At 39.8% G+C, this 25,528-nt stretch carries 19 protein-coding genes; 14 read left to right on the top strand and 5 right to left on the bottom strand.

Features of this window, described 5'->3' with window-relative positions:
• Nucleotides 1–73: 73 nt before the first annotated feature.
• From L0B17_RS12355 to L0B17_RS12345, 3 genes are all read left to right on the top strand, one after another.
• Nucleotides 74–1,342 (top strand): sugar MFS transporter, encoded by a 1,269-nt coding sequence (locus L0B17_RS12355; protein ID WP_235085192.1) that lies wholly within the window; start codon nt 74–76, stop codon nt 1,340–1,342.
• Nucleotides 1,343–1,488: 146 nt separating this feature from the next.
• Nucleotides 1,489–2,703 carry an RsmB/NOP family class I SAM-dependent RNA methyltransferase gene (locus L0B17_RS12350; RefSeq protein ID WP_235085190.1) on the top strand — a complete coding sequence of 405 codons (1,215 nt, stop codon included), beginning with the start codon at nt 1,489–1,491 and terminating at the stop codon, nt 2,701–2,703.
• 131 nt (nt 2,704–2,834) lie between these two features.
• A complete protein-coding gene (locus L0B17_RS12345) occupies nt 2,835–5,078 on the top strand; it encodes a sensor domain-containing phosphodiesterase (protein WP_235085188.1) in 2,244 nt (747 codons plus the stop codon).
• A gap of 160 nt (nt 5,079–5,238) precedes the next feature.
• Here the strand turns inward: L0B17_RS12345 and ald are convergent, their stop codons facing one another.
• A complete protein-coding gene (gene ald, locus L0B17_RS12340) occupies nt 5,239–6,354 on the bottom strand; it encodes an alanine dehydrogenase (RefSeq protein ID WP_235085186.1) in 1,116 nt (371 codons plus the stop codon).
• Nucleotides 6,355–6,572: 218 nt separating this feature from the next.
• Here ald and lrp point away from each other — a divergent pair, with 218 nt between their 5' ends.
• The 6 genes from lrp to serS all read left to right on the top strand — a co-directional run bounded on the left by lrp (nt 6,573) and on the right by serS (nt 13,750).
• Complete coding sequence (lrp, locus tag L0B17_RS12335; protein ID WP_235085185.1) at nt 6,573–7,073, top strand: leucine-responsive transcriptional regulator Lrp; 501 nt, start codon at nt 6,573–6,575, stop codon at nt 7,071–7,073.
• A 278-nt stretch (nt 7,074–7,351) separates the two neighbouring features.
• Complete coding sequence (locus L0B17_RS12330) at nt 7,352–10,087, top strand: DNA translocase FtsK 4TM domain-containing protein (RefSeq protein WP_235085183.1); 2,736 nt, start codon at nt 7,352–7,354, stop codon at nt 10,085–10,087.
• Between the two features lie 20 nt (nt 10,088–10,107).
• Entirely contained in the window at nt 10,108–10,740 is a 633-nt protein-coding gene (gene lolA, locus L0B17_RS12325; RefSeq protein WP_235089801.1) for an outer membrane lipoprotein chaperone LolA, read from the top strand.
• A gap of 60 nt (nt 10,741–10,800) precedes the next feature.
• A complete protein-coding gene (locus tag L0B17_RS12320) occupies nt 10,801–12,078 on the top strand; it encodes a replication-associated recombination protein A (protein ID WP_443019950.1) in 1,278 nt (425 codons plus the stop codon).
• Nucleotides 12,071–12,445 carry a fluoride efflux transporter CrcB gene (gene crcB, locus L0B17_RS12315; RefSeq protein WP_235085180.1) on the top strand — a complete coding sequence of 125 codons (375 nt, stop codon included), beginning with the start codon at nt 12,071–12,073 and terminating at the stop codon, nt 12,443–12,445. The genes L0B17_RS12320 and crcB overlap by 8 nt, the downstream gene beginning before the upstream one ends.
• A gap of 18 nt (nt 12,446–12,463) precedes the next feature.
• Nucleotides 12,464–13,750, top strand: coding sequence for a serine--tRNA ligase (gene serS, locus L0B17_RS12310; protein WP_235085179.1), 1,287 nt, complete (start codon nt 12,464–12,466; stop codon nt 13,748–13,750).
• 332 nt (nt 13,751–14,082) lie between these two features.
• On the opposite strand, the gene can is transcribed toward serS, so the two are convergent.
• The 4 genes from can to L0B17_RS12290 all read right to left on the bottom strand — a co-directional run bounded on the left by can (nt 14,083) and on the right by L0B17_RS12290 (nt 18,844).
• Nucleotides 14,083–14,694 carry a carbonate dehydratase gene (gene can, locus L0B17_RS12305; protein WP_235085177.1) on the bottom strand — a complete coding sequence of 204 codons (612 nt, stop codon included), beginning with the start codon at nt 14,692–14,694 and terminating at the stop codon, nt 14,083–14,085.
• Between the two features lie 179 nt (nt 14,695–14,873).
• On the bottom strand, nt 14,874–17,546 hold the full coding sequence (locus tag L0B17_RS12300) for a PqiB family protein (RefSeq protein ID WP_235085176.1): 2,673 nt from the start codon (nt 17,544–17,546) through the stop codon (nt 14,874–14,876).
• A complete protein-coding gene (locus L0B17_RS12295; RefSeq protein ID WP_235089800.1) occupies nt 17,533–18,129 on the bottom strand; it encodes a paraquat-inducible protein A in 597 nt (198 codons plus the stop codon). Before L0B17_RS12295 ends, L0B17_RS12300 begins: the two co-directional genes overlap by 14 nt.
• An 88-nt stretch (nt 18,130–18,217) precedes the next feature.
• A complete protein-coding gene (locus L0B17_RS12290; protein WP_235085174.1) occupies nt 18,218–18,844 on the bottom strand; it encodes a paraquat-inducible protein A in 627 nt (208 codons plus the stop codon).
• Nucleotides 18,845–19,027: 183 nt separating this feature from the next.
• Here L0B17_RS12290 and L0B17_RS12285 point away from each other — a divergent pair, with 183 nt between their 5' ends.
• The 5 genes from L0B17_RS12285 to pepN all read left to right on the top strand — a co-directional run bounded on the left by L0B17_RS12285 (nt 19,028) and on the right by pepN (nt 25,452).
• Complete coding sequence (locus L0B17_RS12285) at nt 19,028–19,312, top strand: YebG family protein (RefSeq protein ID WP_235085172.1); 285 nt, start codon at nt 19,028–19,030, stop codon at nt 19,310–19,312.
• 75 nt (nt 19,313–19,387) lie between these two features.
• Nucleotides 19,388–19,846: a GAF domain-containing protein gene (locus L0B17_RS12280; RefSeq protein ID WP_235085170.1), complete on the top strand. Its 459-nt coding sequence runs from the start codon at nt 19,388–19,390 to the stop codon at nt 19,844–19,846.
• A 276-nt stretch (nt 19,847–20,122) separates the two neighbouring features.
• Complete coding sequence (gene proQ / locus L0B17_RS12275; RefSeq protein WP_235085169.1) at nt 20,123–20,746, top strand: RNA chaperone ProQ; 624 nt, start codon at nt 20,123–20,125, stop codon at nt 20,744–20,746.
• Between the two features lie 22 nt (nt 20,747–20,768).
• Nucleotides 20,769–22,820, top strand: coding sequence for a carboxy terminal-processing peptidase (prc, locus tag L0B17_RS12270; RefSeq protein ID WP_235085167.1), 2,052 nt, complete (start codon nt 20,769–20,771; stop codon nt 22,818–22,820).
• Nucleotides 22,821–22,893: 73 nt separating this feature from the next.
• A complete protein-coding gene (pepN, locus tag L0B17_RS12265; RefSeq protein WP_235089798.1) occupies nt 22,894–25,452 on the top strand; it encodes an aminopeptidase N in 2,559 nt (852 codons plus the stop codon).
• Nucleotides 25,453–25,528: the final 76 nt, after the last annotated feature.

The following is a 25,528-nucleotide window of genomic DNA, read 5'->3' as shown; positions in this document are numbered from 1 at the left end:
GCGTTTTAGTTTACAACCGCACTTAACACGCTTTAAGTGTCACAATAACAACAATAAATAAGAGACCTTAATTATGGCTTCAACAATATCAGGTGCAACAAATACCTCTGCGTCGGGTGGCAATGGCAGTTACCGTTTTGCACTCGTGTCATTAACCTCATTGTTTTTTATGTGGGGGTTTATTACTTGCTTGAACGATATTCTTATTCCTCATCTGAAATCGGTATTTTCACTGAGTTATGCAGAAGCCATGTTAATTCAATTTTGCTTCTTTGGTGCCTATTTTCTAGTGTCACTTCCAGCGGGTATGTTGGTTAAAAAACTAGGGTATCAAAAAGGCATAGTCACTGGGCTAGTCATTGCCAGTATTGGTTGTTTATTGTTTTATCCTGCAGCTGCGCTTGCGGTATATGGGCTATTTTTAGGCGCGCTATTTGTACTTGCTTCAGGCATCACCATTTTACAAGTTGCAGCCAACCCTTATGTTAATGCATTAGGCAGTGCTGAAACCGCATCAAGTCGACTCAATTTAACCCAAGCATTTAATGCATTAGGGACTACAGTGGCGCCATTTTTTGGTGCGGTATTAATTTTATCCGTTGCGTCAGGTGCAACGGGTGACTTAAGCCATGCTCAGGCAGAAGCTGAAGTGGTAAAATTACCTTATTTAATTTTGGCGGCTATGTTGGCATTGCTTGCGGCTATCTTTGCCAAAATCACGTTACCAAAAATTGTTGAACATAATGAACCTGCTGATGTTGGCGGTAAAATTAGTCACAACGGTAAAACCAGTGCTGTTCAATCGTTACACCTTGTTTTAGGTGCAGTGGGTATTTTTGTTTATGTGGGTGCAGAAGTCTCAATTGGCAGCTTTTTAGTCAGCTTTTTAGGTGAAGAAAACATTGCCGGATTAAAAGAAGCTGATGCAGCTAACTATATTGCTTATTACTGGGGTGGGGCAATGATAGGGCGCTTTATTGGCTCTGCGGTAATGCAAAAAATTCCAGCGGGAACCGTGTTAGCATTCAATTCATTAATGGCAGCTGCTTTAGTGTTAGTGGCTATGAATACTGAAGGCATGATTGCCATGTGGTCTATTTTAGCGGTCGGACTATTTAACTCAATTATGTTTCCTACTATTTTCAGTCTAGCGTTACGTGATTTAGGTCCACATACTTCACAGGGCTCAGGTATTCTATGCTTGGCCATTGTTGGTGGCGCAATCATCCCATTATTACAAGGTGTGATGGCTGACAGTATGGGCTTACAGCCAGCGTTTATTTTACCTGTAATATGTTATGGGTTTATCTTGTTTTATGGCGCAAAAGGCTCAAAATTGTAATTTAGGTTACATTCAGTAGCTAACAAGCCATATGACTATGTAAAGCGACCATTTAGGTCGCTTTTTTATTGCTATCAGTGACGTAAATACCTATGATCGGCGCAATTGTGTTTCTGTTTATCCATTGTGTCTAAATTGAGAGTGTTATGCTGACTTATTCTTTATCTGGCAGTTCTTCTGAGCTGGTGTTAAATGTGTTAACCATGGTTTTAAACCAGGGCAAGCCATTAGATCGTGCCTATTCACATAACTTCTCTGGTCTACAGCTTGAACCTGCTGAGCAGGCGCGTATAACTGTTGTGACAGGTGATATTTTACGTCGCTTAAATCTGTACTGTTTTATTGTAGACATTGAACAGGATGAATTTGAGCGTTTGGGCTCTAAATTACTTAATGGCTGGCATCTGTTCCATGATTTAGCCTTACCTAAAATGCAATATTCATTGCAAGTTGATGAAGCGACATTGAGAGCCAATATTGAAGCAGCTAAAGCGATACCCACTTTATGGGATGGCTGCCCAGAATGGTTAGATATTTTAGGTCATGAACAATTAGGTGAAAAATGGCCCGCTGAACGCGCGGCATTAATGCAAGCCCCTAAGCGTTATATTCGAGTGAACACCTTAAAGTGTGATCGTGAAACCTTGATGGAAAAGCTAACCAAAGAAGGTGTAGATACTCAAATAGTTGAGCGTGTTGACAGTGCACTAGAGGTGATATCTGATTCGGCCTTGTTTCGAACCGAATGTTTCAAATTAGGTTTATTTGAGCAACAAGATGCAGGATCTCAACTTGTTGCCGCTGCAGTTGATGCTAAACCAGGGATGCGTGTGGTTGATGCCTGTGCTGGTGCAGGAGGTAAAACCTTGCATATTGCCGCACAAATGCAAGGTAAAGGGCGATTATTAGCGATGGATATTGAGCAATGGAAACTTGATAACCTTAAAACCCGTGCTAAAAGAGCCGGTGCGCATAATGTTGAAACCCGCATTATTGCTAGCTCTAAAACCATTAAACGGTTAAAGCTGACTGCGGACCGAGTATTACTTGATGTGCCTTGTTCAGGGCTTGGGGTGCTAAAACGTAACCCTGATTCAAAATGGCGCGATACAGCCGAGCGTTTACCGATATTGATTGAACTGCAAAAGCAAATTATTGACAGTTACAGCCGGATGGTAAAGGTGGGGGGGATGTTGATTTATGCAACATGTTCAATTATGCCTGATGAAAATCGTAATCAAGTTGATCGTTTTCTAGCTGATAACCCCCATTTTAGCTTGATAGATGATGAAACGATTTTAGTTGCAGAACATGGCTTTGATGGTTTTTATATGGCCAGAATGAGCCGAGACTCAGAATAGTGAGTAGTGGAATAGTTCTCATTAGAGGCTAATATATTTAAGACTAGAGTTGATCATATTGAGTATAGTGCATAATCTAGTAGGTAGTAGATGAAATTTTTGCCTAGTAATTATTGTCTATATGGAGTGACATGGATTTAGGTCGACCAGATACCAAGCTTGTGTCCGAGTTAGTATTAACCGCACAATACAAGTCCAGCATTGAACGTTATAGCACTATTTTAAATATGGTGCTTGAAGGCGTGTCTTTAGGTGAAATTTTACAGGCTTTGGTGCTGTTAATCGAAGCCCAAAAAGTGGGCACCCGTGCATCCGTGTTATTACTCAGTGATGATGGCAAAAGGTTATTGTCCGGTGCGGCGCCTAATCTACCGAGCGAATATAATGATGCCATTAATGGTATCTTTATTGGTCCTAACGTTGGTTCATGCGGTACTGCTGCGCATTTACAACAAAGGGTGATAGTTGAAGATATTGAAACAGATCCAAATTGGGTTGATTATAAGTCTTTACCTCTTAAAGCAGGGTTGAAATCCTGTTGGTCAGAGCCTATTTTTGATACCGAAAATTGTGTATTAGGTACATTTGCTATGTACTACGACACAGTAAAATCACCCACTGAGCAAGATTTAAACTTAATTCAAGAGGCGGCCAGGTTAGCAAGTTTAGCTATTGAGCGTAGTCGAGGTTTACATTTACAGCGTTTGAGCCGAAAAATTTTTGAAAATTTACCCATAGCATTAGTTATCACTAACGAACAAAATGCTGTTTTATCTGCAAATCCAAGCTTTATTAGCTCAACCTCCCTTTATGACCATAAAAATAAGACCTTTGATATTAAGGCTTATTTACAATATTCAGAGCAAGCACTTGTTGATGAGTTATTCTCCTTCATTAACCGTGGACTTTCTTGGGTTGGAGAATTAAAAGGCTTTAAAGCCGCTGATGATATTATCGATATTGAGCTGGTTGTTACTGTTGTTTGTGATTCGTTAACACAGCAAAATTGTTATGCTTGGATGATTACCGATATCTCGGCTAGAAAAATAGCTGAAAAATTAATCGACTTTCAAAATCATTATGATCAACTTACTGGGTTAGCTAATCGAAAGTATTTATTTAAAAAATTACAAACATTAATCAGCCAAAGTAGCGCTGCGCACGGTCAATCACAGTTCAGTTTGATGATCCTAGATTTAGACCATTTTAAGCAAATTAATGATTCCTTAGGGGCTGATAATGGTGATGAAGTCTTGTGCCGAGTAGGTAAACGGCTGCTGGAAGTTATTCCTGAGAATAGTTTACCTTGCCGAATCGCTGCTGATGAATTTGCGATCGTATTACCTGGTCACCAAAGCTCAGATAAGTTATCAGAGTTTGCTCAAAGACTGGCAGAGGCGATAGGGAAAGAAATGATTATTTGTAATCAATTTATATCGCTAACTCTGAGTAGCGGGTTCGCGTCATTCCCTAGTGATGCAACCAGCGTGGAACTTATGCTCAATTGTGCTAGCCAAGCTATGTATAATGCCAAAGCGATAGGCCGCAATTGTCACCAGTTTTTTAACCAGGAAATACAATTAGAAGCCGAGCGCACGGCGCAATTGCATTTTTATTTAAAAAAAGCGATTAGCAAAAATGAGTTCGAATTATATTATCAACCCATAGTTGAGCCACTGAGTGGCAAAGTGATTAAAGTAGAGGCGTTATTGCGTTGGTGTCATAATGACAAGTACATTTCGCCTGCTGAATTTATTCCTATTGCCGAACAATCAGGTTTGATTGTTGAAATTGGTGAGTGGGTTAAAACTGAAGCGGTTATTACCGCCATGGAGTTAAAGAAGCATAACTTAATTATTCCAATATCGATTAATGTTTCCACATTAGAGTTTTGGTCAGCTGAGCTTCAAAAGCGATTTTTACAGTTTTTTGATAGTGTCGTTCAAACACACAATATTGATGTGTTTCCTTATGAGATGATCACCTTAGAAATTACAGAATCACTGATGATGAAACAGCAATCTGAAGTGTGTGAAGTACTCTCTACACTACGTCAAAGAGGGATACAGATTTCAATAGATGATTTTGGTACGGGTTATTCATCCTTGTCATACTTAGTTAACTTCCCCGTTGATCAAATTAAAATTGATAAGTCATTTATACAACAGCTTGAGACTGACCCTAGACATAAGGCGTTAGTCGAGGCTATTGTGAGCATGAGTAAGGCGCTTGATTTGACAGTGGTAGCAGAAGGGGTTGAAACTCAGAGTCAGTTAGACTTTGTTAACCAGCTGAATATCCCCGCAGTGCAGGGCTATTTCTTCTATAAACCTATGCCTAAAGCTGATTTCCTTCATTTGATATTACGCCAATAATGGGCAACCTGGCATCGGATCAGTAAGCTTTTTTTAAACTGGATCAAATAGATTTTTATCTGATGACTCAGATGGAACGCAGTATAATTTTTAGAACCCATTTTTATAGACAAAAAAATACCGCTATTTAGCGGTATTTTAATTTATATGTTTAAGCTTTTTAAGCAAGTAAACTTTTTGGGTCGGTAAAGGGAAGTGAAAGAGCTTCAGCCACTTCTTTACATACAATCTTGCCATGCATGACGTTTAAGCCATTGAGGAAGTGTTTGTCGTTTAATAATGCTTGCTTATATCCTTGGTTAGCTAACTTAATGATATAAGGCAGGGTGGCGTTATTTAGTGCAAACGTTGAGGTGCGAGCAACCGCGCCAGGCATGTTAGCAACACAATAGTGAACCACATCATCAACGATATAAGTAGGGTCTTGGTGGGTTGTTGCATGAGAGGTTTCTACACACCCACCTTGGTCAATAGCAACGTCTACAATAGCACTGCCTGGCTTCATACGCTTGACCATGTCTTTGGTGATAAGTTTAGGTGCCGCAGCGCCTGGCACTAATACACCGCCAATCACTAAATCCGCTTCAAGCACATGACGTTCAATCGCATCTGCAGTTGAGTAAATCGCTTTGACTGCTGAGCCAAACTGCACATTTAAGCGTCGTAGAGCATCAATGCTGCGGTCAAGAACAACTACATCGGCCCCCATACCAACAGCCATTTGTGCAGCATTGGTTCCAACCATGCCACCACCAATAATCACAACTTTAGCTGGCTCTACACCAGGTACTCCACCCAGTAACATGCCACGGCCACCAAGTGATTTCTCTAGCGCACGAGCACCGGCTTGAATAGACATGCGACCAGCGACTTCAGACATTGGCGCCAGTAAAGGCAAGCCACCACGCTCATCGGTAACGGTTTCATAGGCAATACATACAGCGCCACTTTTAACTAAATCTTCAGTTTGTGCTAAATCTGGTGCAAGGTGTAAATAAGTAAATAAAATTTGGTCGTGACGTAACATGGCTCGTTCAATCGCTTGCGGCTCTTTTACTTTTACAATCATGTCTGATTTAGCAAAAACGTCTGCAGCGGTGGCTAAAATTGTCGCACCTGCATCAGAATAATCTTGATCAGTAAAGCCAATACCCATACCAGCATCAGATTGAACAAAAACATCATGACCTTTAATCGTCAATTCGCGAACACTTGAGGGAACCATGCCAACGCGGTATTCATGGTTTTTGATTTCTGTTGGTACACCAATAATCATATTTTGAGCCTCGATTAGAATTGAACTCGCATGATAAGCGAGCCATTTTATTATTTATTATTCGTAGGATTGACGAGTAATTTTATTATTAATTATTTTCCTAGAACGTGATTGTTCTAAGGTTGTCTAGTATAGTACTGCTTAAGTAGTTAATCATGCTTTTTTTTGTTACAAATTAGATACAAATGTCGTTTTTGTGTTGTTTTGGAGTTTAAAATATGGCCAATAATAAAAATTATTCAATCAAAGATTTAGACCGAATTGATAGAAACATTTTGAACGAACTCCAAATGGATGGTCGTATTTCAAATGTCGAACTTTCTAAAAGAGTGGGCCTTAGCCCAACCCCTTGCTTAGAAAGAGTTAAGCGTCTTGAAAAGCAAGGGTATATAAACGGCTATACAGCAATAGTTAATCCCCACTATTTGGGGGCCTCTTTATTGGTATTTGTAGAAATTACCTTAAATCGTGATACCCCTGATATTTTTGACCGTTTTAATCGTGCGGTTCAGTTGCTTGATGATGTTCAGGAATGTCATTTAGTGTCCGGGGATTTTGATTACTTGCTCAAAACGAGGGTGCCGGATATGTCGGCATATCGTCGTTTACTTGGCGAAACGCTCCTTAAATTACCTTCAGTTTCTGATACCCGTACATATGTGGTCATGGAAGAAGTAAAGCAAACCAATAAAGTTGCACTTAACTTGCTGGTTGAGTGATGCTGATTCCTACATAATGCCGAAGACACACTATTGGTCAGTCTTAGGTGCGGTTGATTAATGAGGCAGTAGGCGGGTACTATGACAGAATTAATCATCACATTGGTTAATTCTGTTCGTTATTTGCCCATTGTTAATTATTCCTTAATTTAAGCGATTAAATCCTATTCACATTCAATTGAGCTTATGCTGTACTCAGTGCATAATCACTGATAACACAGACTAATTCTGTTATATTCTGTAATATTAATCTCTCTCATTTTTTATGGATGACTCCGTTGACTCAGGGAAACAATTTAAAAACACTCAGTGGAGTACAGCGACTGCTTGAAGGCGGTTTAATATTTTGCTGTATGATAGCCACATATATTTTGCTGGCGTTATCTAGCTTTAGCCCTAATGATCCGGGTTGGAGCCAATCGCATTTTCAAGGTAAAATACAAAACTGGACCGGTGCTGTAGGCGCATGGACTGCAGACGTTTTATTTTATTTTTTTGGTTTTATTGCATACTCGATTCCGGTCATCATAGCGGCTACTGGTTGGTTCTTTTTTAATCGCGCTCATAGATTGCTTGAGGTCGATTACTTCTCCGTGGGTCTGCGCATTATTGGTTTTATGTTAATGGTACTGGCGCTAGCAGCCATGGTGAGCATGAATGTCGATGATATTTATGTCTTTTCGGCTGGTGGAGTTGCAGGTGATGTTATTAGCCAGGCCATGCTACCGTACTTTAATATACTGGGAACCACGTTATTATTGCTGTGTTTTATTGGTGCGGGTTTTACCCTTGCTACGGGCATTAGTTGGTTAACGATTATTGAGTTACTTGGTCGTGGTGTGATTTGGTTAGCCAAAAAAATATGGCAGTTACCACAGGTATTCAAACGTGAACGTGAAACCGAAGATACCCGTGGTTTTATGTCCGTTGTTGATAAATTTAGACAACGCCGTGAAAGTGGTTTTGATGACGAGTTATCACATTCATTCAATGCCAATGTTGACGAGAAGAAAGCTTCGCCATTGCGTAATATTCAAAGTTTACTAAAAACAGATAAACCACACTCAGAATCAAATCAACCAACACCTAGCAAGCTTGATGCTAACAAGTCATCTGTTGAAGAAGATCGTTCTACATCAATAGTAGAGAAAAAGCGCAGTATTTTTAGCCGTAAAGTAAAACCAGAGCCGCTCGAACCTCAAGTTGACTCTGAAATAGATGAAGATGACGATGATGAACGTCTAGAGCCAAAAATGTTTCAACAGGACATTAATGATTTAGATCCGTCTTTTACCTCTTGGTCTGAAGATGATGAAGTAAGAACCCCAAGTTTTTCAGCTATTGATGATTTAGATGATGATCTTGATGACATAGATGACTCACGCGACGAGTTTGAGTTTGAGCAAGTGCATTCTACTGGCGCGTTAGTTGCTCAACAGCAACCTAAAAAAGAAGCAAAAATTGTCGATGGTATTGTGCTTATTGATGGTCAAACAGTTCAGCATGCAAAAAAACCGATGACACCATTGCCTAGCATCAGTTTATTAGATGTACCCGATAGAAAGAAAAACCCCATCAGTGAAGAAGAGTTAGAGCAAGTTGCCCGCTTGGTTGAAATGAAATTAGCTGATTTTAATATTATTGCTAACGTTGTCGGGGTTTATCCTGGTCCTGTGGTTACGCGTTTTGAACTTGAGCTAGCTCCTGGGGTGAAAGCATCAAAAATTACTAACTTGTCAAAGGATTTAGCGCGCTCATTATTGTCAGAAAACGTTCGCGTTGTTGAAGTTATTCCGGGTAAAGCTTATGTCGGTATAGAGCTGCCTAACAAGTTCCGTGAAACGGTTTATATGCGTGATGTTTTAGACAGCGATGCCTTTAGAGACAGTAAGTCGACCTTGTCTATGGTGTTAGGCCAAGATATTTCCGGTGAACCTGTTATTGTCGATTTAGGTAAAATGCCACATTTATTGGTTGCAGGGACTACAGGCTCAGGTAAATCAGTCGGTGTAAACGTCATGATCACCAGCTTGTTGTATAAGTCTGGTCCTGACGATGTGCGCTTTATTATGATCGACCCTAAAATGTTGGAATTATCGGTTTATGAAGGTATTCCTCATTTATTATGCGAAGTGGTTACCGATATGAAAGAGGCCGCTAATGCGCTGCGTTGGTGTGTTGGTGAGATGGAACGTCGTTATAAACTGATGTCTGCTTTAGGGGTGCGTAACCTTAAAGGTTACAATATCAAAATTAAAGAAGCCGCAGCAAGAGGGGAATATATTCCCGATCCTCTTTGGAAGCAGTCTGAAAGCATGTTAGATGAAGCGCCACCATTAGATAAATTACCTGCAATTGTAGTGGTGGTAGATGAGTTTGCTGACATGATCATGATAGTGGGTAAAAAAGTGGAAGAGCTTATTGCCCGTATCGCCCAAAAAGCACGCGCAGCGGGTATTCATCTTATTTTGGCCACCCAACGTCCATCGGTAGATGTTATTACTGGTTTGATTAAAGCTAATATACCGACACGAATTGCGTTCCAAGTATCTTCTCGTATAGATTCAAGAACCATTTTAGACCAACAAGGTGCTGAAACCTTGTTAGGTATGGGCGACATGTTATATCTACCGCCAGGCACCAGTGTACCCAATCGCGTTCATGGTGCTTTTATTGATGACCATGAAGTCCATAAAGTGGTCGCCGATTGGTGCGAGCGTGGTAAGCCGCAATATGTTCAAGAAATTTTAAACGGTATTTCAGATGGAGAGCAAGTGTTGCTACCTGGTGAAACCGGTGACTCAGATGATGAGTTAGATGCACTTTATGATGATGCAGTTGCGTTTGTCACTGAAACTCGACGAGGCTCTATTTCAAGTGTACAACGTAAATTTAAGATAGGTTATAACCGTGCTGCACGCATTATTGAATCAATGGAAGCGCAAGGGATTGTTAGCTCGCAAGGGCATAACGGCAATCGTGAAGTATTGGCACCACCGCCACCAAGAAATTAGTAGGAATTTGTATGCTATTTATGCGCACGACCATGTTTTCAATGACAGTAATAGCTTTATTAGCTAGCCAAACAGTAGCAGCTGATGATGCTAATGCACTGCGAGCCAAGTTGGCGAAAATCGATAACTTACATGCTAAGTTTGAACAAAAAGTGACAGATGTAAACAAGAAGCTTATTCAATCTGGTAGCGGTATATTTGCTTTGTCGTATCCGAATAAGTTTTATTGGCACTTAACTGAACCTGATGAATCCTTGATTGTAGCCGATGGCCTCAGTGTGTGGATATATAACCCATTTGCTGAAGAAGTCACCGTGATGGATGTATCACAAGCGGTCGATGCTTCACCGATTGCGCTTTTAGTTCACCGTGATGAAACAACTTGGTCGCAATATAATGTGACTCAGACGCCTCACAAAGCTGCGTGTTTTGATATTTCTCCTAAAGAAGCTCGTGGTAATGTTGTCGCGGTTGCTGTTTGTTTTAATGGTAAACAACTGTCGGCATTTGATTTAACCGATGAACAAGGTAATTTAAGTCAGTTTATGTTGACTGAACAACGTCCTGTTTCGCCATCTGAACAAAAGTTATTTAAGTTTGCTATTCCTGAAAATGTTGATATTGACGATCAACGTTTAAAGCAGATCCAATAACTTAAGGTGGCAAATCTCGGCTTTGATTTCGCCCCTGACTTTCGCCCGCTTGCGGCAAGAATGCGGCCGCGTGAAATTAGCGAATACATAGGTCAAAAACATCTATTAGGTGATGGACAACCATTACGTAAAGCCTTAGAGGCTAATCGTGCTCATTCTATGTTGCTGTGGGGCCCTCCCGGAACGGGTAAAACTACCTTAGCTGAGATTATTGCCTATTATGCTAATGCCCATGTTGAACGTATTTCTGCGGTAACATCGGGTGTAAAAGACATTCGTGCAGCAATAGAACAAGCCAAAGCGGTTGCCCAAAGTCGTGGACAACGCACCTTGTTGTTTGTTGATGAAGTACATAGATTCAATAAAAGTCAGCAAGATGCATTCTTGCCTTTTATTGAAGATGGTACGGTTATTTTTATTGGCGCAACCACTGAAAACCCCTCTTTTGAAATCAATAATGCTTTATTATCGCGTGCGCGCGTTTATCTCATTAATCGGTTATCCGATGATGAAATTATGCAAATAGCACAACAAGCGTTAATGGATAATGAGCGTGGTCTCGGTAAAAGACAGTTGGTATTGCCAAGCATCGTCGCTAAATCACTGGCGCAGATATGTGATGGTGATGCTCGAAAAGCGCTAAATTTAATCGAGTTAATGAGCGATCTGGTCGCAGATAGAGGCGAGTTTAGTCTTGATATGCTAACCCAAGTAGCCGGTCATCAAGTGGCGGGTTATGACAAAAATGGCGATCAGTTTTACGATTTAATTTCCGCGGTACATAAATCGGTTCGAGGTTCTGCGCCAGATGCGGCTTTATATTGGTTTTGCCGTATTCTAGAGGGCGGTGGTGACCCTTTATATGTTGCTAGGCGTCTATTAGCTATTGCATCTGAAGATATTGGTAATGCAGATCCTATGGCCATGACGGTAGCATTAAATGCGTGGGACTGTTTTCATCGTTTAGGCCCCGCTGAAGGCGAGCGTGCTATTGCACAAGCGGTACTTTATTTAGCCAGCGCGCCTAAAAGTAATGCTGTTTATACCGCTTTTAAGCAGGCCAGAGAGCTTGCTAAGCAAACCGGACATGAGCCAGTACCCAATCATTTACGTAATGCTCCCACTCAATTGATGAAAGATATAGGCTATGGTCAAGAATACCGCTATGCCCATGATGAACCTGGTGCATTTGCGGCAGGAGAGAGTTATTTCCCAGAATCTTTGAATAACAGTCACTTTTATCAACCAACCGATCGCGGTTTTGAAAAGCGCATACAAGATAAATTAGCCAATCTTGAGCAACGTAATCGCCAAAGTGAGCACAAACGTTATGACTAATATTCTGTTTGTTGCCTTAGGCGGGTCAATTGGTGCGGTTTTGCGTTATCTTATTTCAATTTTTATGATCCAAGTATTTGGAAGCAGTTTTCCTTTTGGTACACTGTTGGTCAATGTATTAGGATCGTTTCTAATGGGGATAGTTTATGCTTTAGGGCAACTGAGCCATTTAAGCCCTGAAGTAAAGTCGCTCGTAGGTGTTGGCTTACTTGGAGCATTAACTACCTTTTCTACTTTTTCTGTTGAAACTTTATTGCTAATGCAACAAGGTTTATGGTTTAAAAGTATGCTTAATGTGTTGCTGAATGTATCACTGTGCTTATTCATGGTGTATTTAGGTCAGCAATTGATTTTTTCACGCGTTTAACTAAAAAGAACTAACAACATGCTAGATCCAAAATTTTTGCGTAACGAACTTGAAGTCACAGCTGAGCGTTTGGCTGCCCGAGGTTTTACTTTAGATGTAAAACACTTATCCACCTTAGAAGACAAGCGTAAAACGCTACAAGTCGAAACAGAAGAGCTACAAGCTTCTCGTAATGCGATTTCTAAGTCGATAGGCCAAGCCAAAGCTCGTGGTGAAGATACCAGTTCGATTATGGCGCAAGTAGGTGATTTAGGTGCTCAGTTAGATGCTAAAAAAACAGAATTAACCGCGTTATTGCAAGAGTTAAACTTAATTGCGATGAGTTTACCCAATTTACCTGATGATGCTGTTCCACAAGGTGCAGATGAGAACGATAACCTTGAAGTAAGACGTTGGGGTACACCTAAGATATTTGACTTTGAGGTAAAAGATCACATTGATTTAGGCGAGTCATTAGGCGGGTTAGATTTTAAAAGTGCAGTTAAAATAACGGGTTCACGTTTTATTATCATGCGTGGTCAAATTGCCCGTTTAAATCGTGCTTTAGGTCAATTTATGCTAGACCTACACACTAATGAACACGGCTATATTGAAACATATGTCCCGTTATTAGTGAATGAAGATAGTCTATTAGGCACTGGTCAGTTACCTAAGTTTGGTGAAGATTTATTTCACACTAAACCGGCAACGGAAGAAGCACAAAGTTTATCACTTATTCCAACAGCAGAAGTGCCATTAACCAATTATGTGCGCGATATGATTGTTGATGAAAGTGAACTGCCAATGAAAATGACCGCGTTAACACAGTGTTTCAGAAGTGAAGCGGGATCTTACGGGCGCGACACACGTGGTTTGATCCGTCAACATCAATTCGATAAAGTAGAATTAGTGCAAATTGTGCACCCAGATAATTCAATGCAAGCACTTGATGAAATTACAGCGCATGCAGAGAAGGTATTGCAATTATTAAACTTACCGCACCGTACTATGTTGTTATGTACTGGTGATATGGGCTTTGGTTCAAGTAAAACATTTGATATTGAAGTTTGGTTACCTGCTCAAAATACTTATCGTGAAATTTCTTCTTGTTCAAACATGAAAGACTTCCAAGCACGACGTATGCAAGCAAGATACCGTAGCAAAGTAGACAATAAGCCTGCATTACTGCATACGTTAAACGGTTCAGGTTTAGCCGTTGGTCGTACCTTAGTGGCTGTTTTAGAAAACTATCAAAATGCTGATGGCACGATTACAGTACCTACAGTGTTACGTCCATATATGGGCGGTTTAGAGGTTATCGGTTAATTGATACCATTAATCCTTAATAATCATTACTGAAATGGTTATTAAGGAGAAGTGCTTGGGAAAGTACGACTATGGCGCCTAGGCGTAATAATAAAAATAGAATTTACTCGCTAGTAATGTTGTTTTTCGGTGCACTAGTTATGTTGCAATTTGTTCAAGCCCTGTTCATTTTTATTGAAAATGGCATTAAGTTTTAAAGTCCAAACAAAAAAGCCTCTTTGATAAAATCAAAGAGGCTTTTTTGTTATTTACGTTCATATTTAAATGAGATAAATCAATATAAAGTTATTTATAATAATCGTATTACTAAAAGGTTAATTGGGAAATCTAAACTAGGTTTGTAGCATGGTATCACGATCAACCGTCACATCTAAATCGGTTAATAATCCATTATTTATACCATAAATCCAACCATGAACTGAGACGTTTTGGCCTCTATCCCAAGCTTCCTGTACGATTGTTGATGTGGTGACGTTAGACACTTGCTCAATAACATTTAACTCGCAAAGTCGGTTAAACCGTGCAGTTTCATTTAAGTTTGTTAATTCATCTTGATGTATACGATGGATATCACGTAAATGGCTTAACCAGTTATCAATTAAACCCAGGCGTTGATTTTGCATCGCAGCTTTTACGCCACCACAACCATAATGCCCAACGACCATAATATGTTTAACCTTTAAAACGTCTACCGCATATTGTAAGACGGATAAACAGTTTAAATCAGTATGGATAACCATATTGGCAATATTACGATGAACGAAGACTTCACCTGGCATCAAATCAATAATTTGATTGGATGGGACGCGGCTATCGGAACAACCAATCCAGAGATATTCAGGGTTCTGCTGTTTGGCGAGTTTGTGGAAAAAGGTTGGATCTTCTTGATTAATACGCTCAGCCCAGCGGCGATTATTATCAAATAAAGGTTTTAACAGTTTCATAAATTGTCACTGATCCGTGTTTATCATAAATATGCTTAATGCCTATATGCATTTTCATGGCGAGTATATCAGTAAAATACATTGATCTGGTCTATCCAATTAACCAATCATCTGCTTGATTGATAGAATTGTTAATTTTAAAATAAAGCGAAGTAAAATAATTACTTCGCTTTATAAAACTAGTTTTGCGCAGGACGCCAGTCTTGCCATTCTTTATCCATGCGATTTTGCAGCAAAAACTCACTTGACGATGAAATCTTATTTATATCCGTAGTGATGTCCTGAGTGGCCACAGAAATCCCCCCTGAGAGGAGAGTTTCAAGTGAACCGGTTTCAATTTGTGCCCCTGAAAAAATACCTACTTCAAGCTTAATCCCAGACGCATCCCAAAATTGACTACTAGTATTAACCAGGTGTGCATACTCATGACGAATATGAGCAGACATTATGACTTGTTGACCTGTACTTGATAGCTCATAAGCATCTATTTGACCTATGGCTATGCCTCTAAAAAATAGAGGTGTGCCGACTTTTATTGAACCCAATTGATTATCTATTAAGGTGAAGCTAACTGCATCTTTAGGGCGATTGGCATCATAGCGAGCGGCCATTTTGGCTTCAAATTGCTTGCTAGTGATATCAGATGAACCAGGTAATACACCAATGTAGGCGCCCGTAATTAGCGTATCGACATTTTTTATACCTGCAAGTGAGACTTGTGCTTCAACAACAAAGTATTCAGCGTCTTGTTTACTAAAGTGCTTAGCATATTCTCCATATAAATAAGCAGTAGCATGCTGTTGAGATAAGTCTTTAGCTAACTTAACCTGTTTCACTTCACCAATTTGATGACCGCGGAAACGGATAGGAGAGTTAGGCTCAATTTTGGCCTCGGCTGGTATAATGACTGTAATAGGCTTGGCCTGGGTTAAGGCTAAATGTTGATTGTCAAAAAGTTGATTGTTAACGGTTATATTAGCCTGTGTAGATAAGGTTTTTCTATCAATTGACTGAAACAACTCATCATCAACAAAGCCGAGTGAAATACTGCCTTTAATTGCACCAGCAAGCGGCGCTACGTCAATTTTCACACCTGATAAATTGGCATTTACAGTTACGGCATCGTTACGCCAGAATACCGTTTTGGGTTGCAGTAATTGCTTAAACTGTGGGTCAATAGACAAATGCAGCACAAATAAATCTTCTTTAGCTTGCCATGCTACTTTTACAATATTACCGATAGGCATTTTTTTGTAATAGATGGGCGCGCCTTCACTTAAGCCTGCGCCATCTTGACTAATCACAGTCAGTTTGAGCTTTTTTTGTTCTGCAAATAATTGCTGCGCTGTATCGATACTATTATAGATGGTAAATGAGCTACCTGACTTGGCAGTTTCCTTAGCATGGCTGGGGATTAATGTTACCGCCCCTTTAAGGAGGGTGGTTAAATCTCGTGTTTCAAATTTAACCCCACCTAAGGATGCATCTAATTTGATTGCTTGCTCGCTCACAAAATAACTGCCTTGAGTGATAAGTGATTTAAATTCAGGATAAATTTCAGCCTGATACTTAACCGAACTAAAATCTTCGGTTAATTGGGTTGAAATAATTGTACCTATTGGCAGCTGTTTATATCTGACCTGGGCACCAATACTCATACCTGTGTGCGTATCTGAAGTTAAGTTTATTAATAACTTTTGCTGTTGAAGCAGATCAGGGGCTTGAGTCTCAAGCGGATAACTTGATGGTATTGCCGCAGAGGAAGTACCGGGTAAAATATTAATCACATTACCTGTAACTAAGCGTGATAGATTTTTAACGCCTGCAAGAGAAATATCAGCTCCAGCGATCCAAAATCGAGAATCGGCGGCTAATAATGAGCTATATTGCAACTCAATTGCTGCCTGTAATGTGACTCCAGTATCAGTTAAAGCCCGTTTTTCAACTTTACCAACCGTAATGCCTCTGTAAACTAGACTGGCGTTCTCGCCAATATCTTCAGCATGCTGGATGTGTAAATTAAACACTAAACCGCCATTAGCATGTTCTTCATCTTTGAATAGGTTAAAAATATCACCATTTTTAGCTTGAGTGACTTCACTGCCAGTATTAAAGCTAATGCCGCCCGCTAAAATTGAAGCAAGGCTTTCGGTGTTTATTTTGACTCCTGATAATGAAGCATCAATACTGAGTCCTGAAGCATTCCAAAAGCGAGAGTCTGAATGGACTAAATGTGCATATTGTTCCTGAATAAAGGCGCTAATAATGACATTTTCGCTACCTGATAATCGATAACCTACAATACTACCAACAGGTATTTGCCGATAAAAAATAGATGAACCTACATCAATAGAACCTAATTTATCGGTATGGAGCTCAATAATCATGCCTTCGCTGCCAGGCGTAATTGCAGGTGCTTCTCGTTGTGCTTCAAAATTAGTGCGTGATTTACCATCACCAGGTTGAATAGCAATGTAATTGCCCGAAAATAGTGTTTCAAGCCCTTCAACACCAGTAATACTTGCTTTGGGTTTAACTAACCAAAACTGGGTGTTTTTGTTCAAAAAAGGATCTGCTCGATAATCCATAATGACTTTTACATTAACGCCTTTAAGATCTTCATCAATGCTGACATCGGTGACTTTACCGACGGCTAACCCTTGATATTTAACCAAGGTTTTACCTATATCAATACCTGCGGCACTCGGGAAGTGAATGTTTATTTCAACACCTGATTCTTTAATGCTTTTAATGCCCAGCCAAGCGCCAAGGATTAAAGCAACAATAGGGAGTAACCAGATTGGAGAAAATAGTTTTTTCTTTACAACTTTCGGCGATTCAATTTGCGTCATTATGAGTTTCCAAACGGTCCCAAAGTAAGCGAGTGTCCAGCACTTTTGCTGCGAGTTGTGTCAGTAATATTACCAATGCGAATGCCGTTGCCGCGGGGGCGGGTTTGGCATCTAATAGCTGTCCCATATTCACTAATGCGACAGTGAGTGAAATAACAAATAGGTCTAACATTGACCAGCGACCAATCCATTCAATAATGTGAAAACCGATCATCATTTTTCGTTTTGAAATCGGTATATTAAAACTGATGGCACTTAAATACAGTCCTAATCCGAATATTTTAAGCCAAGGTACAAGAATACTGGCAGTAAAAACAATAATGGCAATCGGATAAAGACCTAGATGCACAAGGTGAGTAATACCGCTGAATATTGTGTCGTTAGTCACTACACCACGATTAGTTAATAGGGTGATTGGGTAAATGTTCGCTAAGATCAGCAAAATGGTTGCCGTAACTAATAAAGCCCAACTTTGTTGGATGCTAGCATAATTACGGGGGCTGAGTCGTGAATGGCAGCGGCTACAGTTTTGTTCAGTTGTTGGATTTACCTTTTTACACACTAGACATAAACACACCCCCATTTTCTGGCCCTGAGGCGCTAATGAGGTTAATTGATTATCTGGTTCAAGTTCTGCTTGAGGTAAGGGGGTCGGAGTGACTTGATTAATATCAGTCATTTACAAACTCCCACATATGTTCAAGATTATATTCACGCTGTAAAAATAGAATTGATAAAAATAATAATGAAAAGCTTAATGTTCCCATTCCAAAGTAAACATCAGAAAAATCAGACAGTTGAAATGCAGATACTAAAAAACTAATCACATAAATTTCGAGCATAGTCAGTTGAGAAAGTAGGCCATGATTTTTGAGGAGAATGCGGAACGTTTGCTGCCAAAAAGAAGAGGTTAAATTAAATTTTACGATCAACACTTGTAATAGAATTGATAAGACTAATAATGCAGGAGCGGCAACTGCAGAGGCTATCACAGCCAAACCTACGATCCAGTATCCCTGTCCCCATACAGCTATAGCGGATTCAAAAACAGTAGTGGTACGAATGCTGCCTAAAAAGTTAATTTCCAGTACAGGTAATAAGTTAGCAGGCAAAAATAAAATGAGTGAGGTAATACATAAAGCTAAAAGACCGTTGATAGAGAAATAAGGCGTGTCATAAAGCGCAGTATCGCAGCGCGGGCACAGCGCCCTAACATTTGAAGGCAATGCGCGTTTACGGATAACTAAATCGCATGAGCGACAAAGTATGACTGCTTTATATAGCTTAGGCTCTGGCATTATATTTATTATTTAACGTTTCCTCACGAGTAAGTGGCTTATATTATACGACATTTAAAGATTTAATGAGTAATATCGAACAAAACTATAAAACAAGTCAATTATTCTGTAGGTGACTATTGCGTATTACCCTTTAACTATGTCAATCTTGGTACTGTATATAAAAACAGTGGAGATATGCTCATGGCAGTGATTACCCAATTTGTCGTGGTAAGAGAAGGGGTTGAAAAAATGACTTTCACATCGAAGAAAGAAGCTGATGCTTACGACAAAATGCTTGATGTCGTCGATAATTTAGTGCCATTTTTAGCCGCTTCTGATGCTAAGTTAGATGACAGTACTTGTGAACAACTCGCTTTCTATTTAGCGAACAATAAAGATGAATTAGCTAATTTACTTCGTGGTGTTGTTAAAGCGACTTCCCCAGCAGAAACTAAGCCAAAGAAAAAGAGCGTTAAACAAGATTAATTTCAAATAGTAAAAACTACTGCTAACCTATGCGCTAAGTTAGTTAAAGTAGTATTTTGGGATCAAGGAATTACAATGAAAGTTGAGTTTTACCAAACGTTAACTCGTCAAGTTGAAGCCTTAATGGCAGGTGAGGATGATATTGTTGCTGCAATGGCAAATTTTTCAGCATTAATAAATGATAATCTGGATGATTTAAACTGGGCAGGCTTTTATATCACTAAAGGTGAACAACTCGTGCTTGGCCCGTTTCAAGGTAAAGTAGCCTGCACAAGAATACCCTTGGGCAAAGGAGTTTGTGGTACGGCAGCTGCACTAAATCAGACCCAAAGAGTTGCAGATGTGCATCAGTTTGAAGGCCATATAGCCTGTGACTCTGCCAGTAATTCAGAAATCGTTGTACCCGTTCGTCAAAATGGTAAGGTTATAGCGGTACTTGATATAGACAGTCCATTACTCAATCGTTTTGACCAAGATGATCAAGATGGGATTGAATTACTGGTAAAACAGTTTGAAACTTGCCTATTTGATTAAATAGCAGACAAAAAATAGTAAATGATTGTCGCAATCGCTGCCGTGAGCTTTATAATAGCCTGCTTGTGCTTTCACATATCAGTGAAAAGCCAAATAGAGGCTAGTGTAAATAGCTGAAAATTTGTTAGAGTTTGTTTCAGAGGCTTTAGCACAACGGCTGTTAGTGCTAATTTGTAGGTTAAGTGTCAGTAAACTGAAATACTTAGCAAAAGATGAACGACTACAGGCTTATTAATATCTGCCGATTTAGTCCCCTTATTTAACGTGGAAGTAAAAATGGAATCAACAGACAAGTTGACCGACACCAACGCAATTTTAGCGTTTTTATATGAAACCTTTCCAGCATGTTTTATTGCAGAAGGCGACACAAAGCCATTAAAAATTGGTTTATTTCAAGATTTGGCTGAACGGTTAGCTGATGATTCTAGAGTCAGTAAAACACAACTTCGTGTTGCTTTACGTCGTTACACTAGCAGCTGGAGATACCTTAAAGGTGTTAAAGTTGGGGTGCAACGCGTTGATTTAGACGGCAACGAATGTGGTGCTTTAGAGCAAGAGCATATTGATCATGCTCAAGCCACGTTGAAAGAAAGCCAAGATAAAGCCAAAGCAAAGCGTCAAGCTCAAGCACCTAAGCCTGCAGCAAAAAAGCCTGCTAAAAAAGTGGCCCCTAAAGCTCGTCCAGAGGCTAAAAAGGAACGTCCAGCTAAAGTGGCTGCGCCGGTTGTTCATCTAGTACCTGCGAAAATGGAAGATTTATCCACCAATCAACGTGTAAACGTTAAGTTAGGTGCATCTCCAGTTGCTGGAACGATTACCGATATTAAGAAAGAAGATGTTCATGTTCAGTTAGATTCTGGCTTGAGCATCAAAGTACGTGTAGCCCACATACTATTATAAAATTTAAAGGAGTAACTTGTTGATGCGAAAACTTACATTGGCCGCGTCAATTGCTTGTGCATTCGTCGGATTTTCTGCATGGGCAATTTCACCAACGATTCAAATCAGCGAGTTACCCAAACTAGCCCAAGAGCCTCAACATCAGGCAGCGAGTAAACGAGTGACAAACTTGTTCACCCGTGCGCATTACCATCGTTTTGACCTGGATGATGCTTTTTCAGAACAAATATACTTACGATTCTTAGAGCAACTCGATTATCGTCGTAATGTATTGACTCAAGCAGATATTAATAATTTTGATCAATATAAAAGCCAGTTTGATGACATGGTAAAAGCCGGCGACATTTCGCCAGCATATAAGATGTTTGATTTATTACAGACTCGCCGTTACGAGCGTTTTGCTTATGCGTTAACTCTTTTACAAACAGAATTCGACTTTACTAAAGAAGGTGATGCTTATGAATTCGATCGTAAAGATGCAGTATGGCCAAAAGATGAAGCTGAACTGAATGAGTTATGGCGTCAACGTGTCAAATATGATGCGTTAAATCTTAAGTTAACGGGCAAAAAATGGGATGAGATTGTTGAAATCTTAACCAAGCGATACGACAATGCAATTAAACGTCTAAGCCAAACTAATAGCGAAGATGTTTTTCAAACTGTTATGAATGCGTTTGCTAGAACCGTTGAACCACACACTAGTTATTTGTCACCACGCAATGCTGAACGCTTCCAAATGGAAATGAATCTAAGCCTTGAGGGAATTGGTGCCGTTTTACAAATGGACGATGACTACACTGTGATTAAGAGTCTAGTTGCCGGTGGCCCAGCAGCATTAAGTGAAAAGCTGTCACCCGAAGATAAAATTGTTGGTGTTGGCCAGAAAGATAAAGAGATTGTCGATGTTATCGGTTGGCGTTTAGACGATGTAGTCGAACTCATCAAAGGCCCTAAGGGCAGTGAGGTTGTGCTGCAAATATTGCCTAAAAAAGGTGGCGCCAATGCAAAGCCTTTTGATGTGACCATTATTCGAGACAAAATTCGTTTAGAAGATCGTGCAGCCAATTCTAAAGTGATTGAGCCAACCGAAGGTGAGTTTGCTCATCGTAAGGTAGGCGTTATTCAAATCCCTGGTTTTTATATGAACCTATCTGAAGATGTTGCTAAAGAATTAGCAACATTGAAAGAGGCTCAAGTCGAAGGTGTGATTATTGACTTACGCGGTAATGGCGGTGGAGCACTCACTGAAGCAACATTACTTACTGGGTTGTTTATCGATACAGGACCTGTTGTCCAAATTCGTGATGCAAACGGTCGAGTAAACCAAAATAGTGACAATGATGGTCAAAATACTTATAACGGCCCGCTATCAGTTATGGTTGACCGCTATAGTGCATCTGCATCAGAAATTTTCGCCGCAGCGTTACAAGATTATGAACGTGCGCTGATTGTTGGTGAGTCTACCTTTGGTAAAGGCACGGTTCAACAGCATAAAAGCCTAGGTCGTATCTATGATATGTATGATAAGCCTATCGGTCATGTGCAGTACACTATTGCTAAGTTTTATCGTATTAATGGTGGCAGCACTCAACTTAAGGGGGTCACGCCTGATATTTTGTTCCCCAGTGCTTTAGATGCTGGCGAGTATGGTGAGTCTGAAGAGAAAAATGCTTTGCCTTGGGATAAGGTGCCAGTAGCGCAATACGGTACATTAGGATACATATTCCCGCAGTTAGTTACCCAACTGGATACTAAGCACAAGCAACGAATTAGCACTGATGTCGAGTTTGGTTATATTTATGAAGATATTGCAGAGTTTAAAAAGCATCATAAAGATAAGACCATTTCGTTAGTTGAAAGTGAGCGGATTAAGTCACGTGAAGACGACGATAAACGTGCATTAGACAGGACAAATAAGCGAAGAGCTAGTGATGGCTTAGCGGTTGTTAAGTCTTTAGATGATATCGAAGACGACAAAGATGCTAAAGTGCCAGATCCATTTCTAGATGAAACAGCGTTAATTATGCTGGATATGGTAGACGCTAAAAAGATTGCTAAAGCGCCAACTCTTTAAGTTAAAAGATACATTAAAAACGCGCATTTGCGCGTTTTTTGTTATAAAAATATAAATTATGCAAGGGAATATGATGTCTGAAACTCAGGTTAAGCATTTAAAAGATTATACCGCACCGACTTTTACTATAAGTCATATCGATCTGAATGTGATTTTAGATGGTGAAAATACTAAGGTCATAGCACTGAGTAAGATCTCCCGAACTAGCTCACACCAATTAGATTTAATATTGGATGGTGAACAACTTAATCTGGTTTCAGTTAAATTAAATGGCAAAGCATGTGAGTATCGCCAAACTGAAAGCCAATTAGTGATTGTGACTAATGAAGCAGAGTTTGAATTAGAGATTATTACCGCATTAGATCCCGAAGCTAATTCTAGCCTTGAAGGCTTATATATGTCTGATGGCGCCTATTGCACACAATGCGAAGCCGAGGGTTTTAGACGCATTACTTACTTCTTAGATCGCCCTGATGTTCTTGCCACCTATACAGTGCGTGTCGAAGCCGACAAAGCTAAATTTCCTTACCTTCTAAGTAATGGCAACCTAATCGACACTGGTGAAATGCCGCGTTCAGGCCGTCATTTTGTCCGCTGGCAAGATCCTTTTCCTAAGCCAAGCTATTTATTTGCATTGGTCGCAGGTGATTTTGATATGCTTGAAGATCATTTTATGACTCAATCTGGTCGTGATGTAAAGTTGCAGGTATTTGTCGATAAAGGCAATTTACATAAGTCTAGTCACGCGATGGAATCACTTAAAAAATCAATGAAGTGGGACGAAGACAGGTTTGGATTAGAGTACGACCTTGATATTTATATGATTGTTGCTGTTGATTTTTTCAACATGGGCGCAATGGAAAATAAAGGTCTGAATGTTTTCAACACAAAATATGTGCTTGCAGACAAAGCAAGTGCTACTGATGAAGATTATCACGGTATCGAATCCGTAGTAGGACATGAGTATTTTCATAATTGGACCAGGAATCGAGTAACGTGCAGAGATTGGTTTCAGTTAAGCCTTAAAGAAGGATTAACTGTTTTTCGTGACCAAGAGTTCAGTTCTGATATTGGTTCACGTGCGGTTAATCGTATTCATGCCATTAAAGTGATGAAGAACCAGCAATTTGCTGAAGATTCTGGGCCAATGTCTCATCCTATTCGACCTGAATCAGTCATAGAAATGAATAACTTCTACACAGTGACTGTTTATAATAAAGGTGCTGAAGTGATTAGAATGATGCATACCATTCTGGGCGAGCAAGGTTTTCAAGCTGGAATGAAGTGTTATTTTGAGCGTCATGATGGCCAGGCTGTCACCTGTGATGATTTTGTCAATGCAATGGAAGAGGCCAGTGGTAAAGACTTACAATTATTCCGCCGTTGGTATACCCAAGCAGGTACCCCTGTCGTTGTTGTTGAGGATGCATTTGATAGTGCAACTGGATCCTATACGTTAACGGTTAAACAATCTGTCCATAGCCAAGGCGTAAAAGGTCAAACTTTACATATTCCTTTTAGCATAGAGTTAATTAATCTCGATGGCGAGTCAGTTGTCAATCAAGTGCTGGATATAAAAAAATCTTCTCAGCAATTTGTCTTTGAAGGATTTAGTGAAAAACCAGTAGCCTCTCTCTTGCAAGATTTCTCTGCACCAGTGAAATTACAATATGCATTTAATGTTAAACAATTGGTCCATATAATGCGCTTTGCTTCAAGCGAAGTGGCGCGCTGGGAAGCTTCAGTTCAATTATTTAGCCAGTCTGTTTGGGATAATGTGGCACAATTAACAGACAAACAAGTTATGTCTGTTAATCCTAGTGTGATAGAGGCGTTTCGAGGCGTTATTTTAGACTCAACGCTCGATCATGCTTTGGTTGCCGAAATATTAAATTTACCTTCAGCATCTTCTTTAATAGAGCAAGTCGATAGCGTCGATTTAGATGCGTTACAGCTGGCTAGAGAATTTGTTATTGAGGAAGTCGCATCAGCTTGCCAAGATGAGTTATTAGCAAGATACAGGCAACTTTCTGTTATTGATAATGCTTCAGAACGTGCATTTAAGAATGTTGCTTTGCTATTACTTGCCAGTGTGTCTCAAGAATACGAACCGTTAGTGATTGAGCAATTTAATCACTCAACTAACATGACCGACAGCCTAGCAGCGCTTAAAGCGGCAACAGTGGGGCAGTTTGATTGTTTAGCTGATTTGTTAGAAAAATTTGAATCCACCTGGCACACGACACCATTAGTGATGGATAAATGGTTTATGTTGCAGGCATTATCCAATACCGACGATGTGATTGATGCGATTAAGCACCTAACACATCATAGCAGTTTCAGCTTTAGTAACCCTAACCGCGTTCGCTCGTTAATTGGTACTTTTGTTTCTGGTAATACTTACCAATTCCACCGCAAAGATGGCGCAGGTTATGCTTTTTTAACGGATATTTTAATTAAGTTGAATAAGACTAATCCGCAGATTGCCTCAAGGATGATCACGCCCTTGATCCAATTTTCAAAATATGATGATGGTAGAAAACAAATGATGAAACAGTCATTAGTAACATTACAGAATCTGCCTAATTTATCTAAAGATCTTTATGAAAAGGTGAATAAAGCACTAAATTAAACGTTAAATAAAACGGAAGGGAGGTTTTGCTCTCCCTTCTTTTTAATCTCGTTTATCAAGATAATATAGGGAGACG

The sequence above is a fragment of the Shewanella sp. OMA3-2 genome (assembly GCF_021513195.1).
In the GTDB taxonomy this organism is placed as follows: domain Bacteria; phylum Pseudomonadota; class Gammaproteobacteria; order Enterobacterales; family Shewanellaceae; genus Shewanella.
This window is presented reverse-complemented; position numbering and strand designations above follow the sequence as displayed.

Bases quoted from the DNA above. Each gene is read 5' to 3' on its own strand.
- L0B17_RS12355 (WP_235085192.1), top strand. From the start codon at position 74: ATGGCTTCAACAATATCAGGTGCAACAAATACCTCTGCGTCGGGTGGC.
- L0B17_RS12350 (WP_235085190.1), top strand. From the start codon at position 1,489: ATGCTGACTTATTCTTTATCTGGCAGTTCTTCTGAGCTGGTGTTAAAT.
- L0B17_RS12345 (WP_235085188.1), top strand. From the start codon at position 2,835: ATGGATTTAGGTCGACCAGATACCAAGCTTGTGTCCGAGTTAGTATTA.
- ald (WP_235085186.1), bottom strand. From the start codon at position 6,354: ATGATTATTGGTGTACCAACAGAAATCAAAAACCATGAATACCGCGTT.
- lrp (WP_235085185.1), top strand. From the start codon at position 6,573: ATGGCCAATAATAAAAATTATTCAATCAAAGATTTAGACCGAATTGAT.
- lolA (WP_235089801.1), top strand. From the start codon at position 10,108: ATGCGCACGACCATGTTTTCAATGACAGTAATAGCTTTATTAGCTAGC.
- L0B17_RS12320 (WP_443019950.1), top strand. From the start codon at position 10,801: ATGCGGCCGCGTGAAATTAGCGAATACATAGGTCAAAAACATCTATTA.
- crcB (WP_235085180.1), top strand. From the start codon at position 12,071: ATGACTAATATTCTGTTTGTTGCCTTAGGCGGGTCAATTGGTGCGGTT.
- serS (WP_235085179.1), top strand. From the start codon at position 12,464: ATGCTAGATCCAAAATTTTTGCGTAACGAACTTGAAGTCACAGCTGAG.
- can (WP_235085177.1), bottom strand. From the start codon at position 14,694: ATGAAACTGTTAAAACCTTTATTTGATAATAATCGCCGCTGGGCTGAG.
- L0B17_RS12300 (WP_235085176.1), bottom strand. From the start codon at position 17,546: ATGACGCAAATTGAATCGCCGAAAGTTGTAAAGAAAAAACTATTTTCT.
- L0B17_RS12295 (WP_235089800.1), bottom strand. From the start codon at position 18,129: ATGGGGGTGTGTTTATGTCTAGTGTGTAAAAAGGTAAATCCAACAACT.
- L0B17_RS12290 (WP_235085174.1), bottom strand. From the start codon at position 18,844: ATGCCAGAGCCTAAGCTATATAAAGCAGTCATACTTTGTCGCTCATGC.
- L0B17_RS12285 (WP_235085172.1), top strand. From the start codon at position 19,028: ATGGCAGTGATTACCCAATTTGTCGTGGTAAGAGAAGGGGTTGAAAAA.
- L0B17_RS12280 (WP_235085170.1), top strand. From the start codon at position 19,388: ATGAAAGTTGAGTTTTACCAAACGTTAACTCGTCAAGTTGAAGCCTTA.
- proQ (WP_235085169.1), top strand. From the start codon at position 20,123: ATGGAATCAACAGACAAGTTGACCGACACCAACGCAATTTTAGCGTTT.
- prc (WP_235085167.1), top strand. From the start codon at position 20,769: ATGCGAAAACTTACATTGGCCGCGTCAATTGCTTGTGCATTCGTCGGA.
- pepN (WP_235089798.1), top strand. From the start codon at position 22,894: ATGTCTGAAACTCAGGTTAAGCATTTAAAAGATTATACCGCACCGACT.